The organism is Nitrosomonas sp. TNE100 (assembly GCF_055387135.1).
Window position 1 is genome coordinate 61,627 of record NZ_AP040998.1, and the last position, 16,042, is coordinate 77,668.

18 protein-coding genes are annotated in these 16,042 nt (G+C 51.3%); 11 read left to right on the plus strand and 7 right to left on the minus strand.

All coding sequences use genetic code 11. The features are described 5' to 3' along the window. The first annotated feature begins 48 nt into the window (after nt 1–48). The 8 genes from ACZ5EJ_RS12250 (at nt 49) to ACZ5EJ_RS12285 (ending at nt 8,608) form a co-directional block, all read left to right on the plus strand. Complete coding sequence (locus ACZ5EJ_RS12250) at nt 49–753, plus strand: VirB8 family type IV secretion system protein (protein WP_464557796.1); 705 nt, start codon at nt 49–51, stop codon at nt 751–753. A gap of 2 nt (nt 754–755) precedes the next feature. Then, nucleotides 756–1,511: a TrbG/VirB9 family P-type conjugative transfer protein gene (locus ACZ5EJ_RS12255; RefSeq protein ID WP_464557798.1), complete on the plus strand. Its 756-nt coding sequence runs from the start codon at nt 756–758 to the stop codon at nt 1,509–1,511. After that, on the plus strand, nt 1,508–2,638 hold the full coding sequence (virB10, locus tag ACZ5EJ_RS12260) for a type IV secretion system protein VirB10 (RefSeq protein ID WP_464557800.1): 1,131 nt from the start codon (nt 1,508–1,510) through the stop codon (nt 2,636–2,638). The genes ACZ5EJ_RS12255 and virB10 overlap by 4 nt, the downstream gene beginning before the upstream one ends. Nucleotides 2,639–2,641: 3 nt before the next feature. Beyond that, nucleotides 2,642–3,760 (plus strand): P-type DNA transfer ATPase VirB11, encoded by a 1,119-nt coding sequence (gene virB11, locus ACZ5EJ_RS12265; RefSeq protein ID WP_464557802.1) that lies wholly within the window; start codon nt 2,642–2,644, stop codon nt 3,758–3,760. Continuing rightward, entirely contained in the window at nt 3,753–5,750 is a 1,998-nt protein-coding gene (locus tag ACZ5EJ_RS12270) for a type IV secretory system conjugative DNA transfer family protein (protein WP_464557804.1), read from the plus strand. Before virB11 ends, ACZ5EJ_RS12270 begins: the two co-directional genes overlap by 8 nt. A gap of 74 nt (nt 5,751–5,824) precedes the next feature. After that, nucleotides 5,825–6,376 (plus strand): KfrB domain-containing protein, encoded by a 552-nt coding sequence (locus ACZ5EJ_RS12275; protein ID WP_464557806.1) that lies wholly within the window; start codon nt 5,825–5,827, stop codon nt 6,374–6,376. Nucleotides 6,377–6,779: 403 nt separating this feature from the next. Further along, nucleotides 6,780–7,211, plus strand: coding sequence for a LexA family protein (locus ACZ5EJ_RS12280; RefSeq protein ID WP_464557808.1), 432 nt, complete (start codon nt 6,780–6,782; stop codon nt 7,209–7,211). 101 nt (nt 7,212–7,312) lie between these two features. Continuing rightward, complete coding sequence (locus tag ACZ5EJ_RS12285; protein ID WP_464557810.1) at nt 7,313–8,608, plus strand: Y-family DNA polymerase; 1,296 nt, start codon at nt 7,313–7,315, stop codon at nt 8,606–8,608. A gap of 123 nt (nt 8,609–8,731) precedes the next feature. On the opposite strand, the gene ACZ5EJ_RS12290 is transcribed toward ACZ5EJ_RS12285, so the two are convergent. From ACZ5EJ_RS12290 to ACZ5EJ_RS12320, 7 genes are all read right to left on the minus strand, one after another. Beyond that, nucleotides 8,732–9,037 carry a hypothetical protein gene (locus tag ACZ5EJ_RS12290; protein ID WP_464557812.1) on the minus strand — a complete coding sequence of 102 codons (306 nt, stop codon included), beginning with the start codon at nt 9,035–9,037 and terminating at the stop codon, nt 8,732–8,734. Nucleotides 9,038–9,189: 152 nt separating this feature from the next. Beyond that, nucleotides 9,190–10,653 carry a replication protein gene (locus tag ACZ5EJ_RS12295; protein ID WP_464557814.1) on the minus strand — a complete coding sequence of 488 codons (1,464 nt, stop codon included), beginning with the start codon at nt 10,651–10,653 and terminating at the stop codon, nt 9,190–9,192. A gap of 193 nt (nt 10,654–10,846) precedes the next feature. Further along, complete coding sequence (gene parC / locus ACZ5EJ_RS12300) at nt 10,847–11,149, minus strand: ParC family partition-associated protein (RefSeq protein ID WP_464557816.1); 303 nt, start codon at nt 11,147–11,149, stop codon at nt 10,847–10,849. Nucleotides 11,150–11,427: 278 nt separating this feature from the next. Beyond that, nucleotides 11,428–11,694, minus strand: coding sequence for a type II toxin-antitoxin system RelE family toxin (locus tag ACZ5EJ_RS12305; protein WP_464557818.1), 267 nt, complete (start codon nt 11,692–11,694; stop codon nt 11,428–11,430). Continuing rightward, nucleotides 11,678–11,905: a type II toxin-antitoxin system RelB family antitoxin gene (gene relB, locus ACZ5EJ_RS12310; protein WP_464557820.1), complete on the minus strand. Its 228-nt coding sequence runs from the start codon at nt 11,903–11,905 to the stop codon at nt 11,678–11,680. Before relB ends, ACZ5EJ_RS12305 begins: the two co-directional genes overlap by 17 nt. A gap of 145 nt (nt 11,906–12,050) precedes the next feature. Further along, nucleotides 12,051–12,233, minus strand: coding sequence for a hypothetical protein (locus tag ACZ5EJ_RS12315; RefSeq protein ID WP_464557821.1), 183 nt, complete (start codon nt 12,231–12,233; stop codon nt 12,051–12,053). Nucleotides 12,234–12,366: 133 nt separating this feature from the next. Continuing rightward, nucleotides 12,367–12,462, minus strand: a complete 96-nt coding sequence (locus tag ACZ5EJ_RS12320) for a hypothetical protein (RefSeq protein WP_464557932.1) — start codon at nt 12,460–12,462, stop codon at nt 12,367–12,369. A 224-nt stretch (nt 12,463–12,686) separates the two neighbouring features. On the opposite strand from ACZ5EJ_RS12320, the gene ACZ5EJ_RS12325 reads away from it, so the two are divergent. The 3 genes from ACZ5EJ_RS12325 to radC all read left to right on the plus strand — a co-directional run bounded on the left by ACZ5EJ_RS12325 (nt 12,687) and on the right by radC (nt 15,893). Further along, a complete protein-coding gene (locus ACZ5EJ_RS12325; protein WP_162078788.1) occupies nt 12,687–13,886 on the plus strand; it encodes a tyrosine-type recombinase/integrase in 1,200 nt (399 codons plus the stop codon). Beyond that, the gene (locus ACZ5EJ_RS12330) at nt 13,883–15,049 is read left to right on the plus strand and encodes a PDDEXK nuclease domain-containing protein (RefSeq protein WP_464557824.1); all 1,167 of its coding nucleotides are present in this window, start codon (nt 13,883–13,885) and stop codon (nt 15,047–15,049) included. The genes ACZ5EJ_RS12325 and ACZ5EJ_RS12330 overlap by 4 nt, the downstream gene beginning before the upstream one ends. A gap of 334 nt (nt 15,050–15,383) precedes the next feature. Then, entirely contained in the window at nt 15,384–15,893 is a 510-nt protein-coding gene (gene radC / locus ACZ5EJ_RS12335; RefSeq protein ID WP_162078786.1) for a RadC family protein, read from the plus strand. Nucleotides 15,894–16,042 lie beyond the last annotated feature (149 nt).

Sequence of the window (16,042 nt, forward strand, 5' to 3'; positions counted from 1 at the left end):
AACCGCAATCGAAATTATTCCACAAAACGCGGACTGTAAGGAAAAACCATGAACAAGGAAAACACGAAAAAACCAGGCGATATTACCCCGAATGACGACTTGCGCGACATTACTTGGGAAGCGGAATTAAACGCCACTTTGCGCAATTCCCTAAAACACCATGCAGCGCTTAATTATATATTCGCGGTCACAGTTGTTGCTCTGACAATAGCCCTGGCTGTACTCATGCCACTTAAACAGTTAGTGCCTTATGTTGTGCGCGTAGACAATTTGACCGGAGCAACTTCTATTGGTCAAACCGTACAGGACTACGTAGCGGAATCTGAATTAGCCGATAAACACTGGGTGAATAAGTTTGTTATTGCGCGTGAACGCTATAACTACCACTTAATACAAGATGACTATGACACCGTTAAGAATCTTGCTGGTGATACGCCGTGGAAACAATACAACGAACTCTTTAGCGGCTCCCAAGCCCTTGATCAGCAATTCGGCAAGAATATCCTGTTCACCCCTAAAATCGTCAGCATCTCGCTGACGGAAACAGGCGGGCAGAAATTTGCCACGGTACGTCTGTCGGTTCAGCAACGTGACCTACGCACAGAATCCAAGCCACTTGCAATCCATAAAGTTGCCACGCTTCGCTATGAATATGAACCACGTTTGTTCATTAGTGAAAAAGCTGCGATTGATAACCCGTTTGGTTTCACTGTCTTGGGCTATCAAACTGATGACGAATTTACAGGTGGTTAGTAATGAAAATAATCATGATTGCATTGGCCCTGGCTCTGCCTGTCACCGCTCAGGGATTAGATTTTAGCGCAGCGCCTGATAATACTCGGGTTCGCACTGTCCGCTATACAGATAATACGGTTATTCGTGTTGTGGGCTATGTGGGTAGTCCTACTGTTATTGAATTCGGCAAATCGGAAACTGTTGAGGACGTTGCAGGCGGTGGCATCATCGACTGGGATATTGCAAAGGTCGGCAACCGCGTTTTTATAGCGCCACTCAAGACGGCCAAGCCCGGCACGATCATTGTTGCAACAAGCAAGCATTCCTATGTACTTGATATTGTGCCGGCCTATAAGGGCACAGTGCACTCTAACCGTGTGTCGAAAGTCATGTTTTCTTACGGCACACCCAAAGAACCACAAAGAAACTCTACTCAAGATCATATTCGCCAGGCGAACATGAGTTATTCAATGGAGCTGGTAAATACCAGCGTTGATATTCGGCCTTTGCGGGTCTTTGATGATGGCAAATTTACGTATTTTTATTTTCCAGAAAATACAGATATTCCCGTCATCTACGAGTCATCGCCTGGCAGTCGTGATGAATGGCTGACGAATTTTCACAAGGCGAAAGATGGTGCCATTGTGGTACACGGAATTGCTAAACAATGGAATCTTCGTCTGGACAAAGCCATTATCGGTGTTTTCAACGATGGCTTTAAATCATCTGTATACCCCGTAGAAACATCGTCTCTTAACGCAAGGGGGCCGAAATGAGTGAAGCTATTAAAGAAGAAGATTTCAACCAGGAACCGCCGCAAGAGTCGCATGAATTTAAGGGCGAAACCAAAAAGAGCGGGGTGATGCGCTCCAGGGTAGTTACCCTGGCACTGATGTTCGGTATTTTTCTCGTGGCTTTACTGTTAGTTATCTGGTTCGGAAAAACGAAATTGTCTGATTGGCGGGCTGAACGTGAAGCAAACCAATCAGCCAAACAGGCCACCGCCAGCCTAAGCGCGAATCAACGCCGAGGGCGCGACTTTGATGTAAGTGATTTTTTTGCCAGATCGGAGCCGGAACAACCTGCAACACCAGCCCCAAAACAATTACCCGATAACTTTTATCAACCCGGCCCGATAACGCATGTTTCGCCTATTCCTTTGGCTGGTGGTTCAGCGGGACAGTCTGGGCATGCTCCCGCTAACGTGCCTGTATTACCGCCCATGATGCTCTCGGGCGAGAACAATAACCGGCCTGCCACAGTACAGGATCAGGCGCATATGATGAGCCGGAAAGAGATGCCCTCAAAAACCGAACAGGCAAGTGCCGCTGAGTTAGGGGATCGTTCGCTCGTTATCACGCGAGGATCGTATATCCCATGTATTTTGCAAACGCAGCTCTTTAGCAATGTGCCAGGCCAAAGCGGGTGCGTGATTCCTGACGACATCTATTCTGATGATGGATCGCGGTTACTTATCGCACGTGGCTCTACTGTTGTCGGCCAATACGGGCAGACATTGCAACACGGCGATTCTCGCATTGCTGTGGTATGGGAACGCATTAAAACCACGGATGGTTTTGTGATCGACGTAGATAGCGGCGCAGCCGATGGCGTGGGTACGATGGGTGTTAGTGGCTTCGTCGATAATCATTGGTCTGAACGCTTGGGCGCGGCCCTCCTGCTGTCTTTAATTGATGATGCAGTAGACATTGCTATAGCACGCCAGCGCGGTTCGGGCGGAACGATTTATGGCAACTCAACCGCTCGATCCGGCAAAAATGTTTCTCAAAAAGTGTTGAATGCCACCATCAATATCAAGCCCACACTCAGCGTAAATCGTGGCGCTCGCCTTATGATTTATGTCAGCAAAGACCTCTGGTTTGACGATGTTTACGGGGGTTAAGATATGAACTCAACAGTTTTGAAATCATTAGAAACCAATCTTGGTACTGCGGGCCGGTTTCCCAATGCAGAATATGTACCGTTGCAAGATGACGCCGCAGTACAGGCGTATCTTGCCCCATACGAGCAATGGCGCGAAGATCCCCGTGTAACAGAAATCGCTGTCAATGATGATGGCCGGGTTTGGGTGTACACAAACCAATGGGATAGCTACAAAGTGCCGCAGATCAACCAGCACAGCTTATTGTCGCTCGGGGGCGCTATTGCGACCTACACCAATTCGGCACAAGGTTGGAATGCCGCCTATCCGATCTTATCCGGTTCTTTAAAAGACAATTCGCGGGTACAACTTGTGATGGAGCCTGGCGTACTGCGCGGGCATGTCTCGTTTACGCTTCGCCAACCATCTAGGGCGCGTATTTCCTTAAAGGAAATGGAAGAACAGGGTATGTTTCAGGGCACTACCCAATCCACATTCGCTATTAAGCCGCATGAAAAAGAACTGCTGTCCTTGGTGAAGTCGGGCAAGATCATTGAGTTTCTAACAAAGGCGGTTCAGTACCGCCAGAATATTGTTTTGTCCGGGGCTACTGGCTCTGGAAAAACCACCGTGATGAAAGCCCTGGTTGATGCAATCGACCCTGGCGAACGCATCATTACCATCGAAGATGCTCACGAATTAAGCCTCACACAACCTAACGTGGTGCATTTGCTCTATGACAACGCCAAAATGCGTCCTGGCTCTGATACGCCGGTTTTGTCGGCTAAAGATGCACTGCTTAGTTGCCTTCGGATGAAACCCGACAGAATCTTGTTGGCCGAGATGCGCGGCTCAGAGTGTTTGTACTTTCTTCGTGCTGCATTAAGCGGGCATCCCGGCACACTCACGAGCTGCCACGGCGAAAATCCCGCGATGGCTTACGAGCAGATGATGATGATGGTGAAATCCGATCCTGTGGGCGCTGGGTTAGATTACAACGTCATTAAGCGCCTGATTCATTTAACGGTCGATATTGTGGTGCAAATCGAAGTTGACAGGCACACAGGCCAGCGACGTGTTGTAGAAATCGATTATAACCCACAGCGCAAATATGCCATTGCCCAGGGGAAAGATTATGCCTAAAAAAACTTCTGTATTTACAGATATGACCCCAAAAAAATGGGTCGGTGTGGTGATTGGCCTGCTGTCGCTCGGTGGGCTGGTTTATTGCGCGTTTTTGGTATCTGGAATGGTGCTCTATGCCTCTTTCCATGAAAACCCTTTGAAGGCCAATATTTACACGATTTTCGATGCCACTGCATCTATCGAAACGCACCGTCAAAAGGTAAAGGTAATCGGTAGTTATTTCGTGGGTTTTTTCCTATGTCTTGCCATTCCGTTTGGCATGGTGATGGCCTATCGTCGGCGCGATATGGACGTATACGGCAAGGGCCGCTTTGCCAATCGAAAAGACATTGAAAAGGAAGGGCTGTTTGCCGATAAGGGCATTTGCCTAGGCCGCTTTGCGCAAGATTTGATGCACCTGCCTGGTTACGAATTCGCGCTGCTGGCCGCGCCAACTCGCACGGGTAAAGGCGTGGGTTTTGTCATTCCTAATCTGTTGACCTTCCGGGAATCCGCGGTTGTGCTGGATATTAAGGAGGAAAATTACAATCTCACGTCCGCTTTCAGGCGCAAGCACCTGGGCAACGAGATTTTCTATTGGAGCCCGTTTTCAGAAACGACTCACCGCTGGAATCCACTGTCGTATGTCTCTGAAAACCCGCTGTTCCGGGTCAATGATCTGCGAGCCTTGGCCGCGATCATTTTTAAGACGCCAGAACGCAGCGATCCCTTCTGGTCGGACAGTGCGCGAAACCTCTTTGTAGGGCTGGCCCTGCTAGTACTGGAAACGCCGCGTCTACCGCACACGATGGGGGAAATCCTACGCCAAGCATCAGGCAAGGGTAAGGATACGGCCCTGTACTTGCGCGAAGTTATCACGGCCAGGCAGAACACAGCACAGCCGCTGTCTCGTGAGTGCCAGGACTCTATCAATCGGTTTTTAAACGGGTCGGATGATGCGCTGAAAAACATCTTGTCTACGTTCACGTCAGCCCTGGGAATTTTCAGTAGCCCGGTGACGGATAAAGCAACCAGCGCTGATGATTTTGACTTGCGCAATGTGCGCAAGCGCAAGATGACGATCTACGTTCATATCCCTGCCGGGGAGGTGACACAAGCACAATTCATCGTCAATCTGTTTTTCTCACAACTGATAAACGAGAATGTGAAGGAATTGCCAGAACATAACCCGGCACTGAAATACCAGTGCTTGCTTATGCTGGACGAATTGACCGCAGCCGGGAAGATTGAAATTCTGGCTAAGGGCGTGGGCTTCATGGCAGGTTATAACATGCGCCTAGCCCTGGTCATACAGAACAATTCCCAGCTCGAATCGACCTATGGCAAGGAAGATGCCCACTCGATCATGGATAACATGGGCGTAAAGATTTTCTATACGCCGTCGCAGGTCAAGGAAGCCGAGGAATACTCAAAGATGATCGGTAATATTACGGCAGTGGCGCAGTCTACCCAACATGCGAACGTAGGCGCTTTGAACGCGGGCCGCTACAGCAAGACGGAAACCGAGACACTGGTGTCTCGGGCTTTGATGCTGCCGCAGGAACTGCTACAGCTTGATAAAGAAATGGAACTTGTCCACCGCGCCGGTATCCCGATCATCATGGGCACGAAGATTCGGTATTACAAAGACGACTATTTCATGCGCCGGTTTACAGCGGTGCCCATGCATAAGGTTGCTATCAGTGATGAAGTCCGCACCGTGCCGGTGCCGGTGCCGGTGCCTGGTACGAATTGGCGGCTTTATCGCGGCCAGGTGCAGCGCAGCGACTACTATCTTGATGGCCGCTTTTCCGATCTGGAAAGCCCGGAATCCATTAGCGTGTCAATGCTCGTTGACGTGGTGAACATGGTAGAAGAAAACCCAAACCCCGAAGATGCCGCGCTACAAACTGCTGCCTGTGAAGATTTGGCCCTTGCCAAGGTAAACGAATTTGCCGCGCTGTTTGACAGCCTTGGCACTACTGATATGGACGTGAGAGGCCGATAGGCCCAACGCCCCATACCGCCGTCCTGGCGGCGTTCCTGCCCGCGTTAAGGATGTTTATTGAAAAGGTGATCCCTATGGAAAAAGAAGCACAAGCCGCAATCAAGTATATCGGAGAACGGTTACCCAAGCCTGACTGGGAAACCGCCCGCAATCTTGTCAGCGGTGCTGATCATAAAGGCTTTGTCTACCTGGCAAAGCCTAACGCACAATACGCCGGTAAAGTTTTAATGATGAGTGACACCCACCTGGTTCAGCAAGTCGGTAAAAATTCCGCAGTGGCGCATGATCTGTCAATACTCGAAAATGGCCCGGAACTTGAGCGCCAGTTCGACAATGGTGAAATCAAGGCCGGACGAACCAATATTAAAGTTGAATATGGCCAGGATAGGGGAAAGGCTGACATTGTGACGTATAACCAGCGGCGAGCTGAAACTGTACAGACACAAGCAGAGAAATGGGCTGAACAGAACATTACCAATTCAAAAAGTCGTGAGACTTTTTTGAAACACGTTCGTACTTTTGTACAAGATATGGCCAAAGGTCAAGAGCCTGCAAAGATTCTGCCAGACAAGACCAAAGCCCCCGAGAAAACGCAAGCGCCACAACAGCAACAGCGCGGTCGCTAACGTCTATAGGGAATAGACCTGGCCATGAAAGTTGACTAACTTTATTTTCATCTAACAAGTTTATTATATTCGCCAGGCGAACATATTGCTGTTTAGTAAAAATTTGCGAAATAGCTGATAAAAATGTCATTTATACAAATAGCTGCAACAGTATAGGAATAATTGCGATAACTTGGTGAGTTGTACAATACTCTGAAATTCTTAGCTGCTGATTAAGCATTGTTATAGTGGGGTATGTGAACCTGTTGCGCGTGAACAGTCTCGCAGCTATTTGTAGACAAAATGGACTTCATTGCACCTATTTCTATATATTACACTGTAGTTCTGGCACTACGGCTGCCTCCACCACCAGCCCGAGTTCAGAATGAACTGCACATTGTATAAATCCCTTTAAAGTAAAATCATGTTAATACTGGACTACAACCGTTCTATTCCCATTCATGTCGGCCAACCGGTCTTAATCCCACTATATTCTGGTGTCCGTGCCGGTTTTCCAAGTCCAGCGGATGACTTTCTGCTCAAACGGATTGATCTGTCTAATGAGCTTATCCAGCATCCAGAAGCAACGTTTCTCATGCGGATTAAAGGCCATTCAATGGCTATGGCAGGGATTGATGACGGGGATATTGTCGTTGTCGATAGAGCTGTTGAACCTGAGCACGGTAAAATTGTGATCGCCTGTATAGATAGTGAGTTTACCTGCAAGCGTCTGTATATGATGAATGGCATAACCAAGTTGCAGGCTGCTAATCCAGACTATAAAGATATGATTTTTCGCGATGGGCAAACTTTGGAGGTCTGGGGGGTCGTTACTTCCTGTATTAAGCAATTCTAAATTGTCTATTAAAAATAACATGACTACATAAGTCTAATTAACTCTCCTAAGAGATAGGCTTAATAGGGATATTATGAATTTAAATGAGTTTTTAGATTGAATTGAAGGTATTTGCCCTAGTCGATGGAAATAATTTTTATTGCTCATGTGAACGGGTTTTTCAGCCACGTTTGCAGGGAAAACCGTTGATTGTATTGTCAAACAACGATGGCTGCGCAATCGCCCGCAGTGAAGAAGCAAAAGCAATTGGAGTCAAAATGGGACATCCCTGGTACCAGATTAAACACCTGGAGAAATCTGCCGGCTTGGTTGCGTTATCAGCCAATTTCATATTGTACGGCGATATGAGCAGTCGCATGATGAGCCTGGCAGCCGAGCTAGGTGATTCCCAAGAAATTTATTCAATAGACGAATCTTTTATCGGCTTGCAAGGGATTGCCAACATTACTCAACGTGCCCGAAATACACGAGCTAAAATCCTGCAATGGATCGGTATCCCGACTTGTATCGGTATCGGCCAGACCAAGACACTAGCGAAGCTGGCCAACCATATCGCGAAAGATGCAGAACGAAAACCGGGCAGCTATCCTCCCCGCCTTGCACAAGTTTGCAATCTGATCGAACTAACGGAACGTCAGAGAATATATCTTTTTGAGCATACCGATATTGGTGAAGTCTGGGGAATTGGTCGGCGAATCAGCACGCAGCTCAAAGAAGCAGGTATTAAAACAGTAAAAGATTTCATAGAACTTGACCCTGGAACCGTTAAAAAACGCTTCAGTGTTGTCCTGGAACGCACCTGGCGAGAATTGCACGGACAAAGCTGCATCGAACTGGAAAAAGTGCCAGCACCAAAAAAGGAAATTGCTTACACCCGTACTTTTGGCCACCCTGTACGCGATCTGGTATCACTCACCGAAGCGGTTACGGAATTCACCTCACAGGCGGCTGAGAAGCTGCGTAAACAACAAAGTTTTGCTTCAGCAATACTGGTATTTATCCATACGAGCAAACATCGCTCAGAGCTACAATATGCCCGTTCGATTACCGTGCCATTGGTACGCCCTGCCTCCGATACGAATAGCCTGTTATTAGCTGCTTTACACGGCCTCAAAACGATTTACAAGCCTGGATATGATCTTATCAAGGCAGGTGTAATACTGATGGATCTGTCCAGTTCGGCGTTTCAGCAGACCGAACTGGATTTCGGTTCCCCCATGTCAGATAAAGCCGATCAGTTAATGAAAACAATAGACAAGCTAAATGACAAGTACGGCCGAGGAACAATTATCTATGGCAGTGGGGGTATCGGCAAGAAAGGATGGGCAATGAATCAGCAACGTAAAACGCCTAGCTACACGGCGAAAATAAAGGATATTCCGATTGCTGTGGGATAACAAAATGGCTATCTATACCCATCCCCTCGAAAAGGTAAAAGTTTCTTGAACGAATTAATCTTCACGCCAACGAACCGTCTTCGCCTTCCTCGAACGCCGTGTTTCAAAATGAAGTTACCAACTTTATTTTTTTATACAATGCTTCACGGCTGTGACAAAATCCAGCCGCAATAGATACATCGCTAAATCAATTGCACCGCCGCCACCTTTATCTGTTCTAGTGTCGTACCATCTTGCGCCCGTGGCCAACAATTCAACAACACTACCGCCCAAAGACACATTAAGCCGGATAGTGGTTTTATCTTTCACCGGCACAAAATCAGAGTCACGCTTCCAATACAATCCCAAGACATCAAGTGCGGCTACCACCGGCATTAATCTCAGTTGTTCTAATAGTTCAGGAGAGAATGATTTTCTTGATCTACTCATACGGATACCTTTTAGGCTTCGCCATTAGTAATACGCAGGAACTTGGGACACCCATTTTTCTCCGTGCCCAAAGGGCACTGCGCGGGGCATGGATAACTTGTAAGCAAGTTACCACCCCCCTTGCCGCTACTCGCATTAGATTTAATGCAGGGCTACTCAAAGGCAGGCCCTTCGGGCCGGGCGTAGGCTTCGCCATTAGTAATAGGGGAGGGACTTTGAACACCTGATTTTTTAGCTGTAATAGAGGAGCCACTTTGAACACCTGTGGCCGCTTTCAGATAGCCCGAAACGGAGCCAACAGACACGCCCATTTGCTGGGCAATGGCCCGAACGCTCAAGCCTTGCGCCCTAAGCGCCTGTGCTTGCGCCTGCTTCGCGTTAGCGGCGTCTAGGTATGTTTCCCTATCCACGGCACCGGCAGCCCGTCTACGGGCCTCGTCGCGCGCCCTGTCGCGCGCTCTACGGCGTTCCAACGCCATACCTTTGCTGATAACGGTGCGCAACTTGGCCTGTTCGTCATCTGTAATCTGAAAAAGGTTGATTAGCGTGTCGTTCCTGGGCGTGTACAGCGGGGCGTACTCATGACCGCCAAAGCTGATTTTTTTGCCCGCTTCGTAGGCTTTGGCCTTGGAATACAACGTCATCAACTCTTTACTGTTTTCTTGCCAGTTCGGATCAAGCTCTTTAGCCAGGGCTTTTGCTTCGTAGTACATCAGCCGGCTGTTAGTCGCACCAGATAACAGCAAAAAATTCAAGCGCCAAAATAGGTGCTGCATACGCTCACCTTCCTGGACACCTCCGCGCAGCTCGGCCAACGTGCGCAGATCCTCAAGCCGGTGCCAGGCTAATTGCCGTCCACTGAATCCGCGTAAGTTGTCCGTCTTGTCACCTGGCAGCAGCTTAAGCTGTCGCCGAATGGCACGTTCCTTCCGCTCTTGACATTGCTGTTCAATCGTCCAGCGAGCTACCGGCAGCAGTATTTCAGCCAGGTACTCAAAGTTATAACGCACTGGATAGTTGTTCAGCTCGTTTTCAACATGGACAACCCGGCAGATTTCCCCGCTTTTCTCGTTAACAGTCTGTACAACACGCAGCACGCGACTAGCATCTTTCGCCTGGTGGTCGGCCCCAAGGTGGGACAATCGGTCGGTAAGGTAACGCTGGCAAGCGTTCCACCTGGGCAATGCCTGACGCGGCAACGTCCTGTCTAAAAGCCATTTGGCTTGTATACCACGGCCTGAGAAAACTAATATTGAGGGGGGGGGAATGCCTTCCTGGGCGCAGTGGTACAGTACGGACTCTACTAACTGCTCCGGCGTTCGGCCAGAGGCCCACGGCTCGCGGTAGGTGTCCAAGTCGGCAAAAAGAAGGCCCACGCGAGCAAGGTTAACCACACGTCGGTTTGGCCGGATAAACTCGGCTTGCGTCATCCAGGTGTCACGGTTCTTGTCGATTAAACCCAACACCGTGGGCATATCAATCAGTCGGTGAGATGATTGGCGCTTGTCGCCCTTGGCGTTAACCAGGATAGAAAAAAAACCTGCCTGTTCAGGGTTATGATACGCCCTGGCTTCTTCTTCCCGATCGAATAGGGAAAGTTGTTGATCTGCCGCCATATAGCTCCTTCCGCCATGCGCAAAAACGCAATGGGCTTGTCAAAGAAGGAACAAGGCCGTAAAATGGTATTAGAAAATTTACGTCGTTGATTCTACGATTCTACGGCGGTCATACTTGGATTGCCGCTAAACAATTCAAGTATGTGTTCCTGCATTTTGCAAAGCCTCCGTGCCAACGGGGGCTTTTGCTTTTCTAAATGTCTCTACTGGTGCCACCCGGTAAAGACTCCCTTTTTTGATTCTTGGTGAGTGTGCGCGGCAACCAGCCTATTGTGTCTACATAGAAGCCAGTGATCCCGTGCTGAATCAGCACTGATGCCGCACCATCAACCGAATAGAAGTAGCGCGGGCCACCGCGCCGCCGCCCTAAAACAAAATCCTTTCCGCCCACTTTCAGGGCAATAATCAAGCCTTTGTCACCGGCCTGAATAACCGTATCTTGAACGCTGTTGGCCGCTAATAATTCTTTGAAACCTGTAGGGCCAACAATACTCATTGAATCTATACTCATAATCATGCCTTACCTGCGCCTACAAAACAAGCCATAATTAAATTTAGGACACCAGAGTGGAATAAGAGGATATTATTACAATACCTTTTTAATTGTTTTGATCTCAATAGTCGAGCCAGTGAGTGCGCGAATGTGCCATAATATTTAATCATGCTTAGATTCTCTTAGAGTTGATGGCATGATTGTCACGTGATTTTTCGTGTTTTCCTTCACAAGTCCGCGACAAGGGCCTGAGTATCGCAAGTATTCAGGCCCACCTGTTTTCATCTGTATACCTCTTTGCGATGGCCTACCCGTAGTACAAGAACGTGCAGTACATCATCTTGAATATCACAGACAATCCGATAATCGCCTACGCGGTAGCGCCAAAAACTATTGAATGGGCCAGTAAGGGCCTTGCCGGCGCTACGTGGATCATCAACCATTGAAACCCGTTCTTCCATGAAGTTGATGATCCGCTTTGCTGTTTGCCGATCTAACTTACACAGCTGTGACACAGCTGAATCGGCATAGTCAATTATCCAGGCCAAGGTTTTTTCTTACGGCATCAGCCGAATGTGTTTTTTCTAGCCCCTTACGGATTCGCTCTTGCGTGTTGACCGCAAGGTAGTAGTCCTCCATTTCCTCAATACCTTGCTCAATAATTTGACGCAGATAATAAGCCTTTGTGCGCCCGGTTTCGGCTGCAAGCGAATCCAGCCTTTTTTCAATTTCCGGTGCAAGTCGAATAGACGTTGCCATGCTTGATAACTCCTGTTGAATACAAGTATTCATTGTATCACTACACTATCTGTATCGCCTACTATTTGTGATTTTTCCGCGCTACCTCTACATTTCCAGAGGACTTGCTAAGGGCTTGAATATCGCGAGTATTCAGGCCCACCTTCTATCCCTGCGTTAATTCGTGCTTAGGAACCAGTGGCACTATTTTTAATAGTTCTGCGCCCTGAGCTGCCTTCCGTGCCTTTTCAAGGTTGAATTCGCACTGTAATGCCGTCCAGAAGCGGGCCGTACTGACGCCCGCCGCTTCCAGCCTTATAGCAAGGTCGTAACCGACCGGCACCATCATACGCCGTATCCGGTCAGATTGCCCTTGGTGTCATGCGTGAGGGTGGCCACTGCTGCTGTGGTGTACTGGTTGAGGCCGTTGGCGGTGTAATTCTTGGTGCCGTTGGCATAACCCGTCTACTAGTGGCACATCCTTATTCTATTTTAAGTATGGGTTGCTTCTGCCCAGCCACTACCAGTGGAGAAATCCAGCGATAAGAAAATCTGCGCTTGGATATTTTTGGCCCAATCCAGTAACCATGCCAATGCCCACGCCGTAAATGGGCGCGAACTTTTTTGTTTCACGATGACTCCAGTACCGCAATTCGCTGGACTACGCCAAGGCTCGATACAGCAGGTTTATCAATCACTTAGGTGAGTTCAACATATGCCGGTGCTTTCCGAAACTTGACCCGGCTTCCCCTCGCGTGGCTCCCATGCGGCTCTTGGAAACCGGGCTTTCCGAGGAGTCATCATGGCGAAGATCAAGCTCACCAAGTCCGCAGTCGATGCGGCGCAACCCCAAGCCAAGGCCATCGAACTACGGGATACCGTGGTGCCCGGCTTCCTGTGCAAGATCACCCCAACGGGCCGCAAGGTGTTCATGCTCCAGTACCGCACGAACGCCGGCGAGCGCCGCAAGCCCGCCTTGGGCCAGTATGGGGAACTGACGGTCGATCAGGCGCGCACGATGGCGCAGGAGTGGCTGGCCGAGGTGCGCAAGGGCGGCGACCCCAGCGCAGCCAAGCATGCCGCCCGCAAGGCACCGACCATGAAGGAGTTTTGCCACACCTTCATGGCGGACTACTCCAAGCAGCGTAACAAGCCCAGCACGCAACGTGGCTATCAGGGCGTGATTGACCGTTGCATCATCCCGATCATGGGTAGGATGAAGGTGCAGGACGTGAAGCGCCCGGACGTGGCCGCGCTGATGAAGAAACTGGCCTACAAGCAGGCCGAGGCCAACCGCACCTTCGGCGTGTTGCGCAAGATGTTCAACCTGGCCGAAGTGTGGGGGCTACGCCCAGACGGCACGAATCCGTGCCGCCACGTCCCTATGTACCCGCCCGGCAAAGAAACCCGGCTCATCGTCGATGACGAGCTGGTGCGGATCTTCCGCCACCTGGAGCATCTGGAGACGGAAGGGCTGGAGAACTACGTCATCCCGCTGGCGATCCGCCTGCAATTCGAGTTCGCTGCCCGCCGCTCAGAAATCTGCCCGCTCGAATGGGCATGGGTTGATCTGGAAAACCGCCGCGTCGTCTGGCCCGACAGCAAGACCGGCGGTATCTCCAAGCCCATGAGCGAGGAAGCCTATCGGCTGCTGTCCAGTGCGCCGCGCCGGGAGGGCTGCCCCTACGTCCTACCGTCACCCAACGACCCGACTCGGCACATGACCCACGGTGAACACTACGGCGGCTGGACGCGCGCGCTCAAGGCCGCTGGCGTGCCGCACGTCGGCACGCATGGCATCCGCCACCGGGCGACGACCGATATTGCCAACTCGGGCGTGCCGACCAAGGTGGGCATGAAGCTCACAGGCCACAAGACCGTGGCGATGTTTATGCACTATGTTCATACCGAGGACAAGCCAGTGCGGGATGCGGCCGAACTGGTGGCGAGTCGGCGACTGGCGATTACTGGGGCAGTCCGTTCTATGGAGGTGACTGCATGACAAGGAAGACGTCTGCGGCAGTGGGAAAACCGGCTGCCTTACCTGCCGGCTATGCTGGCATCCACGGCGGCATCGTGGAACTGCTGGATGCGGCGCGCCAAGCAGTGGCACGCAGTGTCAATGCACTGATGACGGCCAGCTATTGGGAGATTGGCCGCCGGATCGTCGAAGCCGAGCAGAAAGGCAGACGACGGGCCGGTTACGGCGAGCAGTTGATGGAGCGCCTGTCCGCCGACTTAACGGCCCGATTCGGGCGCGGGTTCGGTGTCAACAACCTGGAGAGCATGCGGCGTTTCTTCCTCGCATACCCCCAACCCGAGATTTCCCAGACAGTGTCTGGGAAATTGGGAAATGAGTTGCCTGCCGAGAAATCCCAGACACTGTCTCGGAAATTCGACCTCTCCCAACTGTCCCAGGTCTTCACCTTGCCGTGGTCGGCCTATGTCCGGCTGCTGTCGGTCAAGGATGACCATGCCCGTCGGTTCTACGAGACCGAGGCGTTGCGCGGCGGCTGGAGCGTGCGCCAGCTTGACCGGCAGATTGGAAGCCAGTTCTACGAACGCACTGCCTTGTCCAAAGACAAGGCGGCGATGCTGGTCAAGGGCTCGGTGACCAAGCCCGAGGATGCCGTCACGCCCAATGACGCCATCAAAGACCCGTATGTGTTGGAGTTCCTCGACCTCAAGGACGAGTATTCGGAATCCGATCTGGAAGCGGCCTTGATCCAGAGGCTGGAAGATTTCCTGCTGGAACTGGGCGAAGGCTTCACCTTCGTCGGGCGGCAGCGCCGGTTGCGCATCGACCAGACCTGGTATCGGGTCGATCTGCTGTTCTTTCATCGCAAGCTGCGCTGCCTGGTCATCATCGACCTGAAGCTGGGCAGCCTGACGCATGCCGATGTGGGGCAGATGCATATGTACTGCAACTATGCCAAGGAGCATTGGGCCTACCCGGATGAGAATCCGCCAGTGGGACTGATCCTGTGCGCGGACAAGGGCCATGCCCTGGCGCGGTATGCGCTGGATGGCTTGCCGACCAAGGTGATGGCGGCGAACTATCGCACCGTACTGCCAGATGCCGAATTGCTGCAAAAAGAGCTGGAGAACACGCGGCGTCTGCTTGAATCTCGCGGAACGCTGTCCCTCAAGGACGATAAGCCATAGTCGTTCGTCCCAGCGTACCGCCGTCGGGCTCGCGGGCTGCGCCCTGTGCTTCGTGCCAAATCACAGCCATTCGGCGCTGATCCCTGACGCCTCCGGCCTGGATCGTTGATCCGGGCCTGCGCGTGCTGCGCACTTGCCAACGGCGGGTGTGTGGCTGAGTGGGGTGTAGGCGGTCTTGCTGTTCCCTTCACCGTATCACGGCGTTCTCGCCGTCAATGACTTCGCGTGCTCGCACGCTTGCGGCCTATCGGCCGTCTTCGATCCCTGACTGCTTGCGCTGCGCCGTGCTGGCCACGGTTCCGGGCAATTCCGCCCGAGCAACCGGAGCATAATCATGTCGCAACTGTCCTTTTCTCCGTTCAATGACGCTTTGCTGGTGCGTGACGCCCAGGGGCGCTACCTGCCGGCATCGGTGGACCAAATTCTCGAAGCGGCACGCCAGGTCATCGAGCTGAAGATGCAGCGTGGTACTGAGTTCACTTCCCCGGCGCTGGTCAAGGAGTACCTGCGCAACAAGCTGGCAGGCTTCGAGCATGAAGTCTTTGCGGTGCTGTTTATGGATACGCGCCATCGGCTGATCGAGTACCGGGAGATGTTCCACGGCACCATCGACAGTGCATCGGTGTATCCGCGCGAAGTGGTCAAGGAAGCGCTGCGGATCAATGCGGCGGCAGTCATCCTCTCGCATAATCATCCTAGCGGGAATCCTGAGCCTTCACAGGCTGACAAGGTGCTGACACAGCGGCTCAAGGACGCTCTGACGCTGGTGGAGGTGCGCACCCTGGATCACGTCATCGTGGCGGGGGCTGACATGGTGTCATTTGCTGAGCATGGGCTGATTTGATCTTGAAGGGGGGGGGGCCGCTCGGGCCCCTTCTTCGTTCAACTATGGGCATCTAGTCAGTGTAAAACGCACATCCTGACTGGCCCAAGATGGCTTCTTGGCTTAATATCACAGGCTTGGAAGGACATCAATGCTTTGTTGGATCACGA